Raw genomic sequence first — 16,250 nt, forward strand, 5'->3', positions numbered from 1 at the left:
CCGCTGCGAGGGGGAGTGCGAGAGAGGAACTAGCCCGATCCCGTCAGCGTGCCAAGAGCGCCAGCACGACTCCCGTGCCGCCTTCGTCCTCGGGTGCCGACGCGAACGCGGCCACATGGTGGGCGACCGGACCCTGGCTCAACCACGCCGCAATCTCGCCGCGCAGCACGCCGATGCCGCGCGGCGAGTGGTTCCCCCGACCGTGGATCAAAGCCACGACACGATCACCGTCCGCGCGCCGTTTGCGTACGAACTTCTCTACCTCGCGACGCGCCTCACCTGCGTTCATGCCGTGCAAATCGAGCCGACCATCGACCGTATACGCACCGCGTCGAAGGCGTCGCACCTCGCGCGGATCAACATCGAGCCTGCGTCCTTCGATGCGCTCGCCATCGTCGGTGACCTCGAAGCGAACGCCCTCGGCGACGAGGGAGTGCAGCATGTGACGCGCGTCGGCATCGAGGTCCTTCGTGGCGCGCGGAGCCTTGGATTTCGGCTCGATCGGCGTGGATGAGCGAGGGACGCGCGCCTTGCGATCCTCGAGCGTGCGCACGCCCGCCATGTACATGGCGAACGTCTCGGCGTCGCTCGGTTGCACCTCCGGCTCGGCCTGCTCGTTCGTCAACTGTACAGGTACACGTTGCGACGCCTGCTTCTTCGCGCCGCCTTCCTGTTTCGTCACAGGCGCAGATTTTTCGGCCTTGTCGGCCTTGTCGGCCTTCTCGCCCTTCTCCGCTTTGCCCTTGCGTCCTTTCGACGCGAGCTTCGCGAACGGGCGGAAGAAGGGACTATCGGCCGCCTGTTTGCTCGGCTTCTTCTGCGTCTTCTTGGTGCTGGTCCGCCCGGCTCGCGCCTTCGTCGCCATGAGACAGAACTTCACCCGAGAGCGCCCGTAGCGCAAACCGCACCGACTGAATTCCCGTCAGTTGCCCGTCTTCGAAGTGCCAGTCGGGGTCGTCGAGGTCCGGGAAATCATGAGGATTGCGGATGTCCTCCGGCGTGAGCCCCGGCAAGAGGCGCCGTGCCAAGGAGAGGACCTTCTGCCGCTGGTTCTCCTCCATCGCCTCGACGAGCGAGAGAACGCGTTCGAAGAGCTGCCTTGCATCCGGAGCACTCATGGCGCGGAGCGTAGCAAAAGGGCCGAGGCGCTCACGCCCCCGGATGATCCGAGGTGGGCGCGACCAACGCAGCCATCTCTTGCGTGCGGCGTTGCGCCTCCTCGACGGAGTAGAACATGTGAAGGGCCTCGCGGATGCACGGCAGAGCTCGCCGGATCCCGTCGGCGCCGAGCGCGCTCGCGTCGACGCCGGCGCGGCTGCACGCTTTCGAGAGCACGTTCCGCGCGAGCAGCGGCGAGAGCCCCATCGCCGCGATGACGCGCGCGAGAAGGGGTTTCTCCGAGGCCACGTCGCGCGGTCGTGAAGCGGGCGGCTTCTCGGCGCTCGATGCGCGCGAGGGTGCAGCGCTTGCCTGCGCGGCACGACGGTTGCGGAGGAGGTTGCGGATCCTCGCGCGCACGGCGTCGAGGTTCACGCTCTTGTGGAGAAAGTCGGACGCGCCCGCATCCGTGGCGCGCCGCGCGAGGGCCGGATCCTCGCTCGCCGTGAGCATGACCGTCGGCGTGGACTCGCGGCCCGGCATGCGGCGGAGCCTGCGGAGCGTCTCGATGCCGTCGACGTCGGGCATCACGAGGTCGAGCACCACGCAGTCGACGGACTGCACCGCGAGGAGCTCGAGCGCCTCGACGCCGGAGTGTGCGAGCACGACGTCGTGGCCATCCTCGCGCAGCTTGCAGGCGAGCTCGGTGAGGAACGTGGGGCTGTCGTCGACGGCGAGGATGCGGCGCGCGGCGGCGACGGGACCGGTCTCCTCGCCGCTCGTCCGCTCGCAGAGAGCGCGCGCGCGGCGGACGAGGTAGGTGATGTCGTAGGGTTTGCCCACGTACTCGTCGGCGCCCGTGGTCAACCCCTTCACGCGGTCGCGCACCTCGGCCTCGGTGGAGAGGACGATGACGGGGAGATGGGCGAGCTCGTCGCTTCCGCGGATCATGCCGAGCAGGTCGATGCCGCTGCCATCGGGCAGGATCACGTCGAGCACGGCGAGGGAGAAGGTGCGCTCGCGGAGGGCCTTTTCCGCTTCGCGCTTGGTCTCGCAGGCGGTCACGGAGAAGCCGGCGGCCGAGAGCGCGCCGCGTAGATCCATCCGTACGGTGAGGCTGTCGTCGACCACGAGGACTTGCGGCTTCATCGGACCCCCTTTTCCCCCGAACCTACCTTTATTACACGTTTCCCCCTCGAACCGGGCGACCGAGTGCGAGCAAGGTGCGCCCGAAGTCACCGATGGGGAGGATGCGGCTGGCGGCGCCGAGCCGGATGGCCTCCCGCGGCATGCCGAAGACGACCGACGTGGACTCGTCCTGGACGAGTGTCGTCGATCCAGCGCGCTTCATCGCGAGCAAGCCGAGCGCGCCGTCCTTGCCCATGCCCGTGAGCAGGCAACCGATCGCCGTCCTGCCGATCTCCGTGGCGACCGACTCGAACAGGACATCGACCGAGGGCTTGCACGAGTGCCGTTCCGGGCCGTCGTCGAGCCAGAGCCGTCCCCCGCGCACGACGAGGTGACGCTCGGGAGGCGCCATCAGGATGCGCCCCGTGCCCGGCGGCGGCAGCAGGTCGCCGTGCTTCGCCTCGAAGACGGGGAGCGGCACCATGCCGTCGAGCCAGTCGGCGAACGCGCGGCCGAAGGGCTGGCCGATGTGGATCACGAGCAGTACGGGGAGCGGGAACGTCTCGGGGAGCTCTCGCAGGATCTGCACGAGCGCGCCCGGCCCGCCGGTAGAGGCGCCGATCGCGATGAGCGAGTGCGACGTGCCCGTGTCGGCGAGCGGCATCGGCGCGGGCACGACAGGGGCGCGCGGCGGGATCCGCTCGGGGATTCGCTCGGGGATCCGCTCGGGGATTCGTTCGGTCGGGCGGACGCGAGGAGGAACCGGCGGCCGCACTTGCGGCGGGCTCGGCTTGAGCTTGGCCCGCGGGTGCGTGATCACGCGGATCTTCGCGGCGAGCTTGACCGTCTCGACGAAGCGCCGCGCCCAGGCTTCGTCGGGCTCGTCGCCGGTCGGTTTGTCGATCACCTCGAGCGCGCCGGCCCGGAGCGCGTCGTAGGTCTTGATCATGTCGCCGCGGTTGAACGAGGCCGACACGATCACGATCGGCGTCGGGCAGAACGCCATGATGTGCTCGGTGACCTCGACGCCGTTGCCCTTCTTCAGGATCAGATCGAGCGTGATGACGTCGGGGCGGAGCGACTCGCAGAGCGCGATGCCCCGCGCTCCATCCTCGGCCTCGCCGACCACCTCGCAGCCCGGATCGGCCGTGAGCGCCTGGACGAGGCGGCGCCGCACGGTGAGCGAGTCTTCGATGACGAGGACGCGCGTCTTGCTCATGAAGCCGCCCCCAGAAGCTCGGCGACCTTCCGGACGAAGTGCTTCTGGTCGAACTCGCCCTTCACGATGTACGCGGAGGCTCCGGCCGCGGCGCCTTTCTCGCGATCCTTCGAGGTGGCGAGCGAGGTGACGATGATGACGGGCACGTCGCGCAGCGCGGGATCCGCGCGCGTCGTCGCCGTGAACTCGAAGCCGTTCATGCCCGGCATCTCGACATCCACGATGAACAGGCCGTACTTGCGCGTCTTCGCCTTGCGCAGGCCCTCCTCGGCCGACGCGCTGAGATCCACCTCGTAGCCAGCCGACTCGAGGATGCTCTGCTCCAGCATCCGCGTCGTGAGCGAGTCGTCGATGACCAGGATCGGCAGCCGCTTCGGCGCCTCGCGCCGCGTCTCCGTCGCCGCCCCGCGTCGCGCGCCCGTCCGCGCGAGCGCAGGTGGATCGAGCACGAGCAGCGGATCGCCCTGCGCGTCGAACGCCGCGCCCGCGACGGCTGCCGGCGTCCCCGCGCCCGGCGGCAGCGGCCGGAGTACGACGTCCATCGTGCCGAGCAGCCGATCCACGCCGAGCGCGATCCACGCCTCGCCCGACTGCACGATCACCGCCGAGCAGGCCTGCGGCAGATCGTGCCCCTCGCTCTCGGGCACGAGCACCGCGCCGAGCGGCGTGAACGGCACAGCTCGATCGCCGAACAGGATCCGCTCGCCGTCAGGCCCTTGCAGCCGCTCCGACGCGCTCAAGCGCCGCGTGCCACGCACGGCGTCGAGCGGCACGAGCGCCGTCGATCCGCCGAACATCACGGACAGCACCGGGATCGACGAGAGCGACACCGGCACCTCGATCTCGATCGTCGTGCCCTCGCCGAGCTTGCTCGTGAGCTGCACCGATCCGCGCAGCCGGCTCGCCACCTCGCGCACGACGTCGAGCCCCACGCCGCGGCCCGAGATCTCCGTCACTTCCGCGGCCGTCGTGAGCCCCGAGCGGAACACGAGCGCGAGCGTCGCCTCCTCGTCGAGCTCCTCCTCGCCTGTTGCGAGGCCACGATGCACGGCGGCTCGCCGCACGGCCGCGACGTCGATCCCGCGCCCGTCGTCGCTGCATCGGAACGCGACCATCCGGCCGCGCCGCTCGATCTCCAGGTGGATGCGACCGACCTCGGGTTTGCCCCAGCCGATCCGCTCCTCGAACGGCTCGATGCCGTGATCCACGGCGTTGCGGATCACGTGCAGCAGCGCATCGCGCACGGCCGAGAGCACGTGCCCTTCGAGGCGCACCTCGCCGCCTCGCGCCGAGAAGCTCACGGTCTTGCCGAGCGCCTCGGCCGTGTCCCGCGTCGTGAGCTCCAGCGTGCCGAGGATCGCGCCCACCGGCAGGAGCCGCAGCGTCGCCGCGCGCGACTGCACCTCGCCGAGCTCGCGTTCGATCCGCCCGAGCGACGCGCCGATGTCCCGCTCGGCGTGCACGAGGCTCTGCGTGATCTCGGCGATCTGCGCCGCGAGCCGCGGACTTCGGCCTCGCTCGCCCGGGGTTTGTCCGAGCTCGAGCTCCTCGCGCAGGAGGACCGCGAGCCTTAGCGCGTGCTGCAGCGCGACCAGGCCTCCGTTCAGCGGGCCGACCTGGATGGACGCTTCCGACAAACCTTCGAGCAGCGCGTCCATGTCGGCGATGTCGACGCGCACCGTCTCCAGTCGATCGTCGATCGGCGGCGGCGCGGGCTTGCTCGCGCCCTTGCCCTCGGGCCCCGAGGCGGGCCCGGGCGCGATCGTGGCCCCGAGCTTCATGGTCTCCTCGCGGATCCGTTCGAGGATCCGGAGCAGATCGCTCACGTAATCGCTGGTGATGGTCTCGCCGGCGTCGCGGAACGGGGCGAGCGCGTCCTCGATGGTATGCGCCATCTCGCCGATGCGAACCTGCCGGACCACGCGCGCCGCGCCTTTCAGCGTGTGCGCGAGCCGCATGCAGCGGGCGAGGATCGACCCATCCGTCGGGTTTTTCTCCAGCGCGAGCAGGTCCCGCGTGAGCCCTTCGACGATTTCGTTTGCCTCGTCGCGGAAATAATCCTCGAGCTCGTTCATGGGCGATTCTCCCGGGGCTCGCTCACGACGCGCCCTCGCGGCGCTCTCCGGCCCGCTCCAATGCCCGCGCGACCAGCGATTCGAGGACGAGCACCCCGCGTGCTTCTCCGGCGAGCGTCACGATCTCGCGGACGTGCGCCTCGTCCTCCTTCGCCGAATCGACGGGCACGAGATCGGCGGGGCTCACTTCGAGGCAGGCCTCGATCGACGCGACGCCGATGGCGATCGGCTCGTCGCCGCCCGCGATGAGCAGCCAGCGCGGCTTCTCGTTCCACGTCGGCAGGCCGAGCAGCGCCCCGAGCGCGTGCACCGCGAAGAGCCGGCCGCGAATGCCCGTGATCCCGAGCAGGCCCGGCGGACCCTCGGGCAGGGGCACGACCTTGCGGCACTCGTGCACGCCGTCGATGTCGGACAGCCGAAGGGCGTAGCCCTGTCCACCTGCCTGAATGGCGAGGACGAGCTCACCGGATCGCTCGGCGTCGCGGGGCGGCGCGGCGAACGAGGTGTCGAATGCGCGGCGCAGCTCCACGACGTGTCGCTCCGCTGCAATGTTGGGCGCGGAAACCGGAGCCTCGTCGCCCGACTTGTCCCGTTCCTGCGAACGACCGTTCATCGAGCCCCCTCGACCCCGGAACCGGAAAAAGAATCATGAAGATAGCACGAACCCTGGGGCCCGCACAATCCTTCGCCCCCGTATGATACCGCTCGTTTCGTGCTTCTCTCGCGCACGGCCCGTTTTGCCAATTGCAATGGCAGCGTCCGGTGGGCGAGGGGCCCATGCCTTCGGGACGATCGGCGCGGGATCACGCGGCCTGCTCCTCTTGTCGGATGAGACGCACGAGGTCGCCGGACAACCCGGAGAGCTGCGAGGCGGTGTTCAATGTCTGCGACGAACCGGACTCGCTTTCGCGCGCCGTCTGGGCGACGTCCGCAATCGCAGAGGCCACCTGCTCCATCGCGCTCGTTTGTTGTTTCGTGCTGAGCTCGATTTCACGCGACGCCTCGGCGGTCGAGCCCACGTACTCGACGATCCGCCGGAAGCTCTGCGCCACCTCGCCGAACCGACGCGTTCCCGCCTCCACGGCCTTCGCTCCGTCCTCGGTGGCCATCACCGTCGTATTCGCCGCGGCCCGGATCTCCTCGATGAGCCGGCGGATCTCCTTCGCCGAACCACCCACGCGATCCGCGAGCTTGCGGATCTCGCCCGCCACGACCCCGAACCGACGCCCCGTCTCGCCCGCGCTGACGGCCTCGATCGTCGCGTTGATCGCGAGGATGTTCGTCTGTTCGCTGAGCTCCGAGACGATGTCGAGGATCCCGCCGATCTCCTGCGATTTCCGTCCCAGATCGAGCATGTGCGCGACGATTTGATCGACCTGCCGCCGCACGGTCTCGATCGCCTCCTGCGCGCCCTCGACCGTGTGATTGCCGCCCTTGGCGGCCATTGCCGTCTCGCTCGCGACCTGCGTGACCCGCTGCGCGCTCTCCGAGATTTGCCGCGACGTCGTCACGAGCTCGCGCACCGTCGTGCTCACCTCGGTCGCCGCGGAGACCTGGCCTTTTGCACCCCGGACCTGCTGGGTCGCGGCCGCTTCGAGCTCCGCCGCCGCGCTCCGGATGTGCTGCACGGCCGCGCCGATCCGCGCCCCGAGGCCGCGGGTCAGGAACACCGCGATGCTCGCCACGATGAGCACGGCCGCGAGCGTGCCGAAGATCAGGATCTGGCTCAACCATGCGGCGGCCTGCTTCGCATCCGTGCTGCGCTCGGTGAGGAGCCTTTGCTCGTGGGTCTTCAGCTCGGCCACGACGTGCCGGATCCGATCCATCACCTTCGCACCATTGCCTTCGATGACAATCTTCACCGCAGCGTCGAACCCCTGCGTCCTCCGCGTGTCGATCGTCTCGTCGATCTCGCGCAGGCGCTCCTCCACGAGCGGCCGGAGCTGTTTGACGCGGACTCTCTGGTCCGAGTCGTCGCCGAAAAGCTCTTCGAGCTGCCGGAGCTCGATGCCGACGCCTTTTTTACCCGTGTGATAGGGCTGCAGGAATTCCTCGCGGCCCGTGATCACGAATCCGCGTTTGCCCGTCTCGGTCTCGTCGAGCGCCGCGAGGAAGCTCGACAACCCCGTCATTTCTTCGTGCGCGTGTGTGACCGCCTCGCTCGTCGCGAGGAGCCGCTGCGTGCTCCGATACGAAAAAGCACCAAGCGCGATCAGGATGAGGAGCGGGAGCAAGAACCCCGCCGCGATTTGCTGCCCGACCGTCCATGATTTGCGCACGTTGCCCGCCTCCCTCTTTCCATCCGATCACACGGGTGTCGGGTCTCGCTTCGGGACACCCAGCGCACCGAGCTGGGCCTTGCACAGCTCGAGCAACACCTCCCTGCGAAACCCCCCGCCGAACATCACGATCCTCGCGCGCTCCTCGCGCTGGAGCAGATCGAGCGCCTTTTCGAGCTCCACGCACGCTTGGGCGCCGTATCCCTCGCGCCGGAGCACCATGCCGAGCCGCAAACGCGGCAGCGAGAAGAGCGGATCCCGCCGCTTCGCCTCGCGGTAATGCCACGCCGCCCGCTCGATGTCGCGCTCGTTTTCGCGGAGCAACCCGAGCAGGTAATGCGCCCCCGTCTCGCATTGCCCCCGCGCGAGCAAGGCGCCGAGCGTGCGCTCCGCGTCCCGCAATCGTCCTTTTTCGCCGTAAATGGCCGCCCGGCAGAGCTCGAGCTCCGGCGGCGCGCCCGGACCCGCCGTCGAAACCAGGAGCAGCGCCTCGTCGTGTCGCTCCGCTTCGAGCAGATCGAGCACACGCGCGAGCGCGGAAGGCGCCTCCGCTGCCCGCGCTTGGCCCACGCTCGCCGCATCCCCGGCCTCCCGCGTCTCCGCGATCCGGGCGATCCGGTCCGCCGAGCGCTGGATCTCCTCCGCCCACGCGAACGTGCCGTCCTCCGGCGTGGGCAAGAGCGCGCGCATCGGGGGCTCGGGGAGCGGAAGCGGCAAGAACGCGGGCGTCGTCGTGATCGTCGGGGCGCTCGGGCTTTTCAATCGATAATAAAATGCGTCGTGCTCGTGCACGAGCTCGAAGCCGTCGGAGATCCCCCGGAGGGACTCGCTGTGGCCGAGGAAGAGATATCCGCCCGGCAGGAGCGCCCGGCCAAACCCGGCGAGCGCCCGGTGGAGCGCGCGCTCCGAGAAATAAATGAGCACATTGCGGCAAAAAACGACGTCGTACGTGGCCTCCGGCACGCGCGCGAGCACGTCGAGCAGGTTGCCCTCCTCGAAGGTCACGCGGCTCTGGATGCGCGGATCGAGCACGAACGTCTCGCCGTCTTTCCTGAAAAACTGTTCGCGGATCTTCTGCGAGGCCCCGCGCACGGCCCAGGGCGAATAACGCGCCCGCCGCGCCTTCTCGATCGCGGCCCCGTTCAAATCGAGCCCCGTGATCGACAGGAGCGGCGAGAGCTCCGGCGTGGTCACCTCGGCCGCGATGGCCATCGTATACGGCTCCTCGCCGGACGAGCAGCCCGCCGAGAGAATACGTAACTTCCGCCCCCGCGGCCCCACGAGCGCGCGCTCGGGGAGCACCCGCCGCACGAGCGCGTCGATTTGCATGGGCTCGCGAAAGAAATAGGTCTCGCCGACCGTCACCGCCTCGACCAGGCGTTCGAGCGGAATCGGCCCGCCGCTCTTGATCGGCTTTTCGTCGAGGATTGTCTCGATGCGGTCGCGTTGAAACGCCGAGGGCGCGAGGCCGAAGCGGGCCTCGATGAGGTCCTCGATGCCCTTGGCGTCACGCGGGGCGTTCATCGTGATTCGTCGGAAAGGGAAGCGGCGCCCGGGAGCGCGGCGAACGCGTCCGCCGGGAGCAGGCGCGCGGCGTCCAGCACCGCGAGCGCCTGCCCATCGAGCGAGCCCATGCGCTCGACCTCCGCGGGGAGCGCCGCGCCAAGCAGCGGCGGCAGCGCCTCGAGGCGCTTCTCGTCGAACTCCTCGAGGCCCACCACGTCCTCCACGAGCAGCCCCATCCGCCGCTCGCCCGCTCGCACCAGCACGAGGCGCCGCGCTTCCGTTCGTTCGCTGCCACCGAGAACGGACGATAGCGATACGACCGGAACGACCTCGCCGCGGACCACGGAGACGCCCACGACGAAGCGCGGCGCGTTCGCGACGGGGTCGATCGAAAGCGGGCGCATCGTCTCGACGACCGACGACGCGGGTAACGCGCACACCCAGGAGCGCGCCCGGACGAGCAAAAAGGTGCGTCGACCCGTGGGTTCTTCCATGGCTATCTATCTCCATCGCACGCGCAGACAGCCCTTGTAAAGTGGTCATCCCGCGCTTTCCCCCGTCAAAACATCGACGATCCCCGTGCGAAACCGCGAATGGCTGGTGAAGTGTCGGCGTGATGCTGTTTCACTTCATCGCGCAGGCTCGCGCCGCACCTTCCACACGTGCTCGGCCGGGTACTTTCGTGCCCATTCGAGCGGCACATATCCCTCGTAGGTCGTCTTCGCGCCCTCGGGCGGCCGGATCTCGACGAGGTCCTCGACCACGAACCCCGAGCGCCGGAACAGCCGGATCCACTCGCCGTACGGGAGCTGGAACGACGTCGCGCCGTCCAGATCCTCCCACGGCTTCATGTCGAAGTAATCGTTCACGAGCGCGGGCACCACGAGATCCGTGGCCTTGTCGACGACGAGGTAGAGCAGCGGCGTCGCCATGTTGAAGATGAACATCCCGCCCGGACGCAGGAGCCGCGCCGCCTCCGGGACGGCCTTGTGCGGGTCGGCGAACGTCATCGCCCCGTGATCGCAGAACACGAGGTCGAAGCTCGCGTCCGGCAGCGGCACCGCCTCGGCGCTGCCTTGCACGAGCGTCACGGAAACGCCCTCCCGCTCGACGAGCGCGCGCGCGTGGCGGAGCTGTTCGGTCGAGAGATCGAGCCCCGTCATGCGCGCCCCGCGGCGCGAAAGCGCCACCGACCACTGCGCGGCGCCGCAGCCGAATTCGAGCACGTCCTTGCCCGCGACGTCGCCCAGGATCTGGAGGTCGCGCTCGGGGATGCTCCACACCCCCCAGGTCGGCTCCACGATGCCGAGATGCTCGGCGTGCTGCTGCTGGTATTCACCAGCGATTCGGTTCCAGTACTCCTGGTTCTTCGCGACATGATCCGGCATCGACATTGCAAGCTCCCTCGAGCGGCTTTCGTTGCGTAACGATATCATGCCCTCTATCCGCATTCGAAACGCAAAGCATGCGCGTAGCACGCAATCCGCGCGCCTTCCGTAGCGTGAGCTTTCCGCCATTTGCGCGAGGTGCGCGGGGATCCGATCGTGGGTTTTACCGATGGATCCGGCCGGGCACGCGAGGTGCACCGTGGGGACGTTCATGGTGCGCATGGAATCGGTTCGAGAAGACGAAGCCTCGCGGAGCTCGTCCCGAAAGGATCTCGTCCTCGCGAGCGTCTTCACGGCCCTCGGACTCGCCGCCGTGATCATCGGTCGCGGTGGGCTCGGGGTCATCATCGCCGGCTCCATCGGCTCCGTCGGAGCGAGCGTCGTCGCCGTCGGCCTCGCGGCCCTCGATCCGCGCCTGTCCTACCGCGACAAGGCGCAGGTCGGCCTCTGCATCGTGCTGATGATGCTGTTCTGCGGCTTCATCGTCGGCGATTTGGCCTTCATCCTGGCGGGATACCCGCTCCTCGCCCTCGGCATCGCGGGACTTGTCCCGGCCCTTCGCGGTCAAGCCGCGCCCGGCGCCTCGCGCGCAGCCGCCTCGTCCGCGATGCGCGCGAGCTCGGCCCCCGTCAAGGTTTCGCGGGCGACCAGCGCCTCCGCCGCGGCCTGAAGGCTCGCGCGCCGGGCTTCGAGCAAGGCCCTGGCCCGACCGAAGAGCTCGGCGAGCCGGTCGCGCACCTCCTCGTCGATCTCGCGCGCGGTCTCGTCGCTGCAGAGCCGCTCTTCCTGCGTCACGCCGAGCAGCGGTGAGCCCACGGTCCGCGCGAGCGCGGGCAGTCCGAGCCGCCGGCTCATCCCGAAGCGCGTGATCATCTCTCGCACGAGCGCGGTCGCTCGCCCGAGATCGTCGTGCGCGCCCGTCGACGGCGAGCCATGGCAGAGCTCTTCCGCCGCGCGACCGCCGAGCAGCACCATCACGCGCGTTTCGAGCTCGGACTCCGTGAGCACGTGTCGCTCGTCGCGCGGGACCTGAATGGTCACGCCGAGCGAGATCGCGCGCGCCACGATCGACACCCGCTCCACCGGATCGGCCTCGGGCAAGGCGAGCGCGACGAGTGCGTGTCCCGCCTCGTGGACGGCGACGCGACGCCGCTCGCCCGGCGTCATCATGATGCCGCGGCGGCGCAAACCGAGCTGCACGCGATCGAGCGCGTCCTCGAAATCGGCCTGCGTGATCTCGGTGCCGCTCCGTCGCGCCGCCGCGAGCGCGGCCTCGTTCACGATGTTCGCGAGATCCGCGCCGGCCATGCCCGGCGTCCGCCGCGCGACCGCGCCGAGGTCCACGTCGCTCCCGAGCGGCAAGCGCCGCGCGTGCACCGCGAGGATCGCCTCGCGCCCGGCCAGATCGGGTCGATCGACGATCACCTGCCGATCGAACCGACCGGGCCGGAGCAGCGCGGGATCGAGCACCTCGGGCCGGTTCGTCGCGGCCATCAGGATGACGGTCGCGCGTGGATCGAAGCCGTCGAGCTCGGCGAGTAGCTGCTGCAGCGTCTGCTCGCGCTCGTCGTGCGTCGCGAGCGCGCCGAGCCCGCCGCGGCTCCGGCCGACGGCGTCGATCTCGTCGATGAACACGATACACGGCGCGTTTTTCCGGGCCTCGGTGAAGAGATCGCGAACGCGCGCGGCGCCGAGGCCGACGAACATCTCCACGAACTCGCTCGCGTTGAGCGAGAAGAACGGCACCTCGGCCTCGCCGGCGACGGCCCGGGCGAGCAGGGTTTTTCCGGTCCCCGGCGGTCCGACGAGCAGGATCCCGCGTGGGATCCGCCCGCCGAGCGCCCGGTAACGCGCCGGGTGTTTGAGGAAGTCGACGACCTCCACGAGCTCGGCCTTGGCCTCGTCCACGCCGGCGACATCGGAGAAACGCACCGGCTCGCGCGCCGCGCGGTCGTAGAGCCGGGTCCGCGCGCGGGTGAGCCCGAGCGGCCCGCCCACGCCGCCGCCGGCCCCGCGCCGGAAGGCCGCGAAAAATAGGAGATTGATGATGACGAGCGGGACGATCCACCAGAGCGCGATGACCCAGAACGGCGTGCGCGAGGGGCGCGCGTCGACGGCGACGTCCTTCGTGAGCAGCGCGTCGATGAGCGGCTCGCGCTCCATGCCGGGGATGCGGCCGGTGCGCACCTCCTCGCCTTTCGGGGAGGGCCTGGGCAGGAAGCTCGGCGGCTTTTTTGTGGTCTCCGCGGGCGGCGGGCTTTCCGCCTTCAGCCGGAGGACGACGTCATCGGCTGTGACGGAGGCCGACGCGACGCGCCCTTCCTGGACGAGCCGCACGGCCTCGTCGTAGGGCACGGTGCGCGCGCCCGTAGGCCCGAAGACGCCCGAAAACGCGAGCGCCGCGAGGATCAGGAACGCATAGAAAAGCCAGCTCCACGCGCGTTGTTTCGGGTTGACCTCGGGCATTCCAAGGGGGCCATGGAGACGACGGAGCGCCCCAGCAACCCGCTTGCGCCCATGCTTTCCTTCCGCGAACAGGGAGCGGTCAGAGCCATCCGGGAAGCGGACGAGCGCGCGTCACTTCCTGCAGTTGTTCCAGCGCTCCTGTTCGTCCTTGCAGCTCGTCGACCAATCCGCGCCGCCGCAGCGCCCGGTGTCGTACTCGCAGGCCTGGAGCTCGTCCCAGTAATCGATGCAGCCGCGGCGATCGGCCTCGATTTCTTCGTTGTCGATGTGGCGATAGCAGTCGTCGAGCTGCGGGGCGCTGCAGCCCTCGCAATCGCACTTCATGTCACAGACGGCCTCGGCGTCGGTGCGGCACGCGGGCAGGGCCGCGGTGAGGATGCCGAGGAGGAAGAGCGGGCGGATCGAGGAAAGGAGCAAGTTCTTCATGGTCGGAGCGTACCAGAAGAGCGCCACACGCGCGACCCGCCGCAGGATTTCAATGTTTTTGGCGTGACACTGCACGGTGGTCACGGGAGATTCCACGCCGGAGGAGCCAGCCGAAAACGAGCGCGACGAGGCCGATCGCGCCGGCATCGGGGCCACGGGATCCGGGGATCCGGCAGCCGCAGCCTCCCTCGTCCTCGACGACGAGGTCGGGTTTTTCCTGGCCACCTGCGCCGCCCGCGCCGCCCATTCCACCATTCGCGCCGCCGCTTCCGCCCGCGCCGCCGCTACCGCCCGTGCCGCCGATGCCGCCCGCGCCGCCGCTACCGCCTGCGCCACCGCTGCCGTTGCCGCTTCCGGTCGTGAAGCTCTGCGACGCGCTGCACGCCTTGTTTCCCTGCCGATCCTCGGCACACGCGCGGTAGACGACCGTCGTGTCTCCCGGCGCCACGAACGTCGCGCGGAAAAGATCACCCCCGATGAATTGCGCGAGCGCCACGCCGCCCGCGCCTTCCAGCTCGACGAACGCCTTCGCGAGCCTCGGCCCCGCGTCCGTCGTCGACCCGTCGCTCACCGCGAACCGCACGACCCGCTCGCCGCCTGGCATTCCGCTCGGCAGCGCCTCGACGGCGCGGATCACCGGCGGGCGCGTGTCGATCGGCTGCGGCGACACCCCGAAATAAAGCCGATTGCGGAAATCCCCGAACTCGCCCTGCGCCGTGATCACGTCGAGGATCCCGTCGCCATTCACGTCGCCGAGATCGAGCCCGAGGGTGGCGTCATTCTCCGTGGGGAACGTGCCGGCGAGCAGCGTGAAATGGCCCGTGCCATCGTTCACGAGGACCCGCTCGTTCCCCGAAAGCGACGCGATCACCGCGTCGAAATCGCCGTCCCCGTCGATGTCCGCGCATTGCACCTCGTTGTCGTCGGCGCCGATGTTTCCCACGACCCGGGCCGCCGTCTCGTCCGCGAAGACGCCTTTCCCGTCGTTCACGAGGAGCTGCTCGTGCAGGTTCGTCGCGCCATTGTCGAGCCACAGATCGAGGTCGCCGTCGCCGTCGACGTCACACGCGTCCGGGCCGTACACGTACGGGCCCGGTTGATCCGGCAGGTCGCCGTTCGCGTCGACGAACGTGCCCGTGCCGTCGTTCCGGAACAGGAGCGATTCGCCTTTGCGGCTCGCGAGGAGCAGGTCGAGATCAAAATCGCCGTCCACGTCGACGAGGTCCGCGTCGATAGGCCCCGTGCCGATCGCCTGCGTGCCCTGCGGCACGGCCTCGGCCTTTTCCTGGAAAACCCCGGCGCCGTCATTGAGGTAGACCCGCGCCGTGCCGGCCGAGTCTGGCGGATCAGACCCCCAGTCCGTGGAGACGAGGTCGAGATCCCCGTCGCCGTCGAGATCGCCGAACCGCGCGCCCGCCGAGCGCGACGACGTGCCGATCCGCGCGGCGCCCTCGTTCGTGAACAGGGGCGGGGTCTGGCCGTTGTTCACGAAGAGCGCGTCGGGCTGCATGCCGTATGAATCCGGCACATAAAGGTCGACGTCCCCGTCGCCGTCCACGTCGGCGGCCGCGATTTGTCGCACGCGCCCGGAAAAACCCCCGAACGAGGTCCCGCCGACCTCCTGGAAGTTGCCCGTGCCGTCATTGAAGTACGCCGCGAGCGGCGCGGTCGTGGACGGCGTATAATACCCGCCGCCATTCGCGAAGACGGCGTCGAGATCTTTGTCGCCGTCGAGGTCGACGAGGAGCACGTAATGGGAATAGCAACCCTCGTTCGAGGCGGCGCAGGGCTGCGGGGAGCCGAGGTTTTCCGTCTTTTCGACGAAGATCGGCGCCGCGGCCGCAGAGGCCGGGAGGCTCGTGAGGGTAAGCAGGGTGAGGCAAGCTGAAAGTCGAGGGCGCATGCCGCGCAGGGTAGCGGCACGCGCCCCGATGTCGAGCGTTCGGGCATCAGGCGCCGGAGGGCGCGCTCGACGCGAGATCCGACGGGTTGAGCTCGATCGGATAGAACACCTCGAGCGAGCCCTTCGTCGCGGCCGGCAGCGTCATCGAGCCGAGCTCCTTCGCGAGGCAGCTCCCGAGCGCCGCGTCGCCGATCGAGCCGCCGCTCACGCGCGACGAGCTCACCGAGCCGTCCTTCTCCACGTGCATCCGGACGATCACCTTGCCGCCGAGGCCCGGATCCTTCTTCAGCGCCTCCGCATAACAGGCGCGGAGCGCCGGGATCTTCGCGTTTGCCTGGCGCATGACCTCCTCCGGAGCGACGCGCCCATCCGGCGTCACCGCGTCCGCCGCGGGCACGGCCTCGCCCGACACGAGGCGGAGGTCTTTCATTTCATAACCATAATCGCCCTTCTTGGCGTTGCCCGACTCCGAAACCGCCTCCGCCGTCGTCTTCTCGTCGACCCCTGCCGCATCGGCCGCGCAGCCGCCGATGAATATCGCCGAGAAAAGGCCAATCGTGAGCGAAAGGATCGAGTGCTTGAGCGTCGTCATGGGAACCTCCATTCGATTCAGCCGGGGTTGTTGTTGGCTTCGTCGAGGAGCCATTGCAGCAGGCGTGCCATGCCCAAACGGGCCCCGGGGCGCGGGAATTCGTGGCCTGGCTCTCTGAAACACGCCTGCTTCCGGCTGCCGCGTGGCGGTTGCACCGGTTGCACCCCCTG

Annotated in this window: 15 protein-coding genes; 1 reads left to right on the forward strand and 14 read right to left on the reverse strand. The window is 69.2% G+C overall.

Annotation, left to right across the window (positions count from 1 at the left end; translation table 11 throughout):
* Nucleotides 1-43: 43 nt before the first annotated feature.
* The 10 genes from KEG38_RS04020 to KEG38_RS04065 form a co-directional block, all read right to left on the reverse strand.
* Nucleotides 44-865, reverse strand: coding sequence for a Smr/MutS family protein (locus tag KEG38_RS04020; RefSeq protein ID WP_272417647.1), 822 nt, complete (start codon nucleotides 863-865; stop codon nucleotides 44-46).
* Nucleotides 789-1,118 (reverse strand): hypothetical protein, encoded by a 330-nt coding sequence (locus KEG38_RS04025; RefSeq protein WP_272417648.1) that lies wholly within the window; start codon nucleotides 1,116-1,118, stop codon nucleotides 789-791. The genes KEG38_RS04020 and KEG38_RS04025 overlap by 77 nt, the downstream gene beginning before the upstream one ends.
* Nucleotides 1,119-1,149: 31 nt before the next feature.
* On the reverse strand, nucleotides 1,150-2,247 hold the full coding sequence (locus KEG38_RS04030; RefSeq protein WP_272417649.1) for a response regulator: 1,098 nt from the start codon (nucleotides 2,245-2,247) through the stop codon (nucleotides 1,150-1,152).
* A 31-nt stretch (nucleotides 2,248-2,278) separates the two neighbouring features.
* A complete protein-coding gene (gene cheB, locus KEG38_RS04035) occupies nucleotides 2,279-3,445 on the reverse strand; it encodes a chemotaxis-specific protein-glutamate methyltransferase CheB (RefSeq protein ID WP_272417650.1) in 1,167 nt (388 codons plus the stop codon).
* Nucleotides 3,442-5,520 carry a hybrid sensor histidine kinase/response regulator gene (locus KEG38_RS04040; protein WP_272417651.1) on the reverse strand — a complete coding sequence of 693 codons (2,079 nt, stop codon included), beginning with the start codon at nucleotides 5,518-5,520 and terminating at the stop codon, nucleotides 3,442-3,444. The genes cheB and KEG38_RS04040 overlap by 4 nt, the downstream gene beginning before the upstream one ends.
* Nucleotides 5,521-5,542: 22 nt before the next feature.
* Nucleotides 5,543-6,133, reverse strand: coding sequence for a chemotaxis protein CheW (locus KEG38_RS04045; protein WP_272417652.1), 591 nt, complete (start codon nucleotides 6,131-6,133; stop codon nucleotides 5,543-5,545).
* Nucleotides 6,134-6,323: 190 nt separating this feature from the next.
* Nucleotides 6,324-7,799, reverse strand: a complete 1,476-nt coding sequence (locus KEG38_RS04050; RefSeq protein ID WP_272417653.1) for a CHASE3 domain-containing protein — start codon at nucleotides 7,797-7,799, stop codon at nucleotides 6,324-6,326.
* A 27-nt stretch (nucleotides 7,800-7,826) separates the two neighbouring features.
* Nucleotides 7,827-9,323: a CheR family methyltransferase gene (locus KEG38_RS04055; protein ID WP_272417654.1), complete on the reverse strand. Its 1,497-nt coding sequence runs from the start codon at nucleotides 9,321-9,323 to the stop codon at nucleotides 7,827-7,829.
* Nucleotides 9,320-9,799 (reverse strand): chemotaxis protein CheW, encoded by a 480-nt coding sequence (locus tag KEG38_RS04060; protein WP_272417656.1) that lies wholly within the window; start codon nucleotides 9,797-9,799, stop codon nucleotides 9,320-9,322. The genes KEG38_RS04055 and KEG38_RS04060 overlap by 4 nt, the downstream gene beginning before the upstream one ends.
* Nucleotides 9,800-9,934: 135 nt before the next feature.
* Nucleotides 9,935-10,699 carry a class I SAM-dependent methyltransferase gene (locus tag KEG38_RS04065; RefSeq protein ID WP_272417657.1) on the reverse strand — a complete coding sequence of 255 codons (765 nt, stop codon included), beginning with the start codon at nucleotides 10,697-10,699 and terminating at the stop codon, nucleotides 9,935-9,937.
* A 214-nt stretch (nucleotides 10,700-10,913) separates the two neighbouring features.
* Here KEG38_RS04065 and KEG38_RS04070 point away from each other — a divergent pair, with 214 nt between their 5' ends.
* Nucleotides 10,914-11,363 carry a hypothetical protein gene (locus KEG38_RS04070; RefSeq protein WP_272417658.1) on the forward strand — a complete coding sequence of 150 codons (450 nt, stop codon included), beginning with the start codon at nucleotides 10,914-10,916 and terminating at the stop codon, nucleotides 11,361-11,363.
* Here KEG38_RS04070 and ftsH read toward each other — a convergent pair.
* From ftsH to KEG38_RS04090, 4 genes are all read right to left on the reverse strand, one after another.
* On the reverse strand, nucleotides 11,258-13,159 hold the full coding sequence (ftsH, locus tag KEG38_RS04075; protein WP_272417659.1) for an ATP-dependent zinc metalloprotease FtsH: 1,902 nt from the start codon (nucleotides 13,157-13,159) through the stop codon (nucleotides 11,258-11,260). The genes KEG38_RS04070 and ftsH overlap by 106 nt on opposite strands.
* 111 nt (nucleotides 13,160-13,270) lie before the next feature.
* Nucleotides 13,271-13,585 carry a hypothetical protein gene (locus tag KEG38_RS04080; protein WP_272417660.1) on the reverse strand — a complete coding sequence of 105 codons (315 nt, stop codon included), beginning with the start codon at nucleotides 13,583-13,585 and terminating at the stop codon, nucleotides 13,271-13,273.
* A 49-nt stretch (nucleotides 13,586-13,634) separates the two neighbouring features.
* The gene (locus KEG38_RS04085) at nucleotides 13,635-15,488 is read right to left on the reverse strand and encodes an FG-GAP repeat domain-containing protein (protein WP_272417661.1); all 1,854 of its coding nucleotides are present in this window, start codon (nucleotides 15,486-15,488) and stop codon (nucleotides 13,635-13,637) included.
* A gap of 46 nt (nucleotides 15,489-15,534) precedes the next feature.
* Nucleotides 15,535-16,080 (reverse strand): AgmX/PglI C-terminal domain-containing protein, encoded by a 546-nt coding sequence (locus KEG38_RS04090; RefSeq protein ID WP_272417662.1) that lies wholly within the window; start codon nucleotides 16,078-16,080, stop codon nucleotides 15,535-15,537.
* Nucleotides 16,081-16,250: the final 170 nt, after the last annotated feature.

Origin of the sequence: Polyangium jinanense (assembly GCF_028435265.1) — a bacterium.
Classification (GTDB): Bacteria; Myxococcota_A; Polyangia; order Polyangiales; family Polyangiaceae; genus Polyangium; species Polyangium jinanense.

Bases quoted from the DNA above. Each gene is read 5' to 3' on its own strand.
- KEG38_RS04080 (WP_272417660.1), bottom strand. From the start codon at position 13,585: ATGAAGAACTTGCTCCTTTCCTCGATCCGCCCGCTCTTCCTCCTCGGC.
- KEG38_RS04030 (WP_272417649.1), bottom strand. From the start codon at position 2,247: ATGAAGCCGCAAGTCCTCGTGGTCGACGACAGCCTCACCGTACGGATG.
- KEG38_RS04085 (WP_272417661.1), bottom strand. From the start codon at position 15,488: ATGCGCCCTCGACTTTCAGCTTGCCTCACCCTGCTTACCCTCACGAGC.
- KEG38_RS04065 (WP_272417657.1), bottom strand. From the start codon at position 10,699: ATGTCGATGCCGGATCATGTCGCGAAGAACCAGGAGTACTGGAACCGA.
- KEG38_RS04020 (WP_272417647.1), bottom strand. From the start codon at position 865: ATGGCGACGAAGGCGCGAGCCGGGCGGACCAGCACCAAGAAGACGCAG.
- KEG38_RS04055 (WP_272417654.1), bottom strand. From the start codon at position 9,323: ATGAACGCCCCGCGTGACGCCAAGGGCATCGAGGACCTCATCGAGGCC.
- KEG38_RS04040 (WP_272417651.1), bottom strand. From the start codon at position 5,520: ATGAACGAGCTCGAGGATTATTTCCGCGACGAGGCAAACGAAATCGTC.
- KEG38_RS04060 (WP_272417656.1), bottom strand. From the start codon at position 9,799: ATGGAAGAACCCACGGGTCGACGCACCTTTTTGCTCGTCCGGGCGCGC.
- KEG38_RS04090 (WP_272417662.1), bottom strand. From the start codon at position 16,080: ATGACGACGCTCAAGCACTCGATCCTTTCGCTCACGATTGGCCTTTTC.
- KEG38_RS04045 (WP_272417652.1), bottom strand. From the start codon at position 6,133: ATGAACGGTCGTTCGCAGGAACGGGACAAGTCGGGCGACGAGGCTCCG.
- ftsH (WP_272417659.1), bottom strand. From the start codon at position 13,159: ATGCCCGAGGTCAACCCGAAACAACGCGCGTGGAGCTGGCTTTTCTAT.
- cheB (WP_272417650.1), bottom strand. From the start codon at position 3,445: ATGAGCAAGACGCGCGTCCTCGTCATCGAAGACTCGCTCACCGTGCGG.
- KEG38_RS04025 (WP_272417648.1), bottom strand. From the start codon at position 1,118: ATGAGTGCTCCGGATGCAAGGCAGCTCTTCGAACGCGTTCTCTCGCTC.
- KEG38_RS04070 (WP_272417658.1), top strand. From the start codon at position 10,914: ATGGAATCGGTTCGAGAAGACGAAGCCTCGCGGAGCTCGTCCCGAAAG.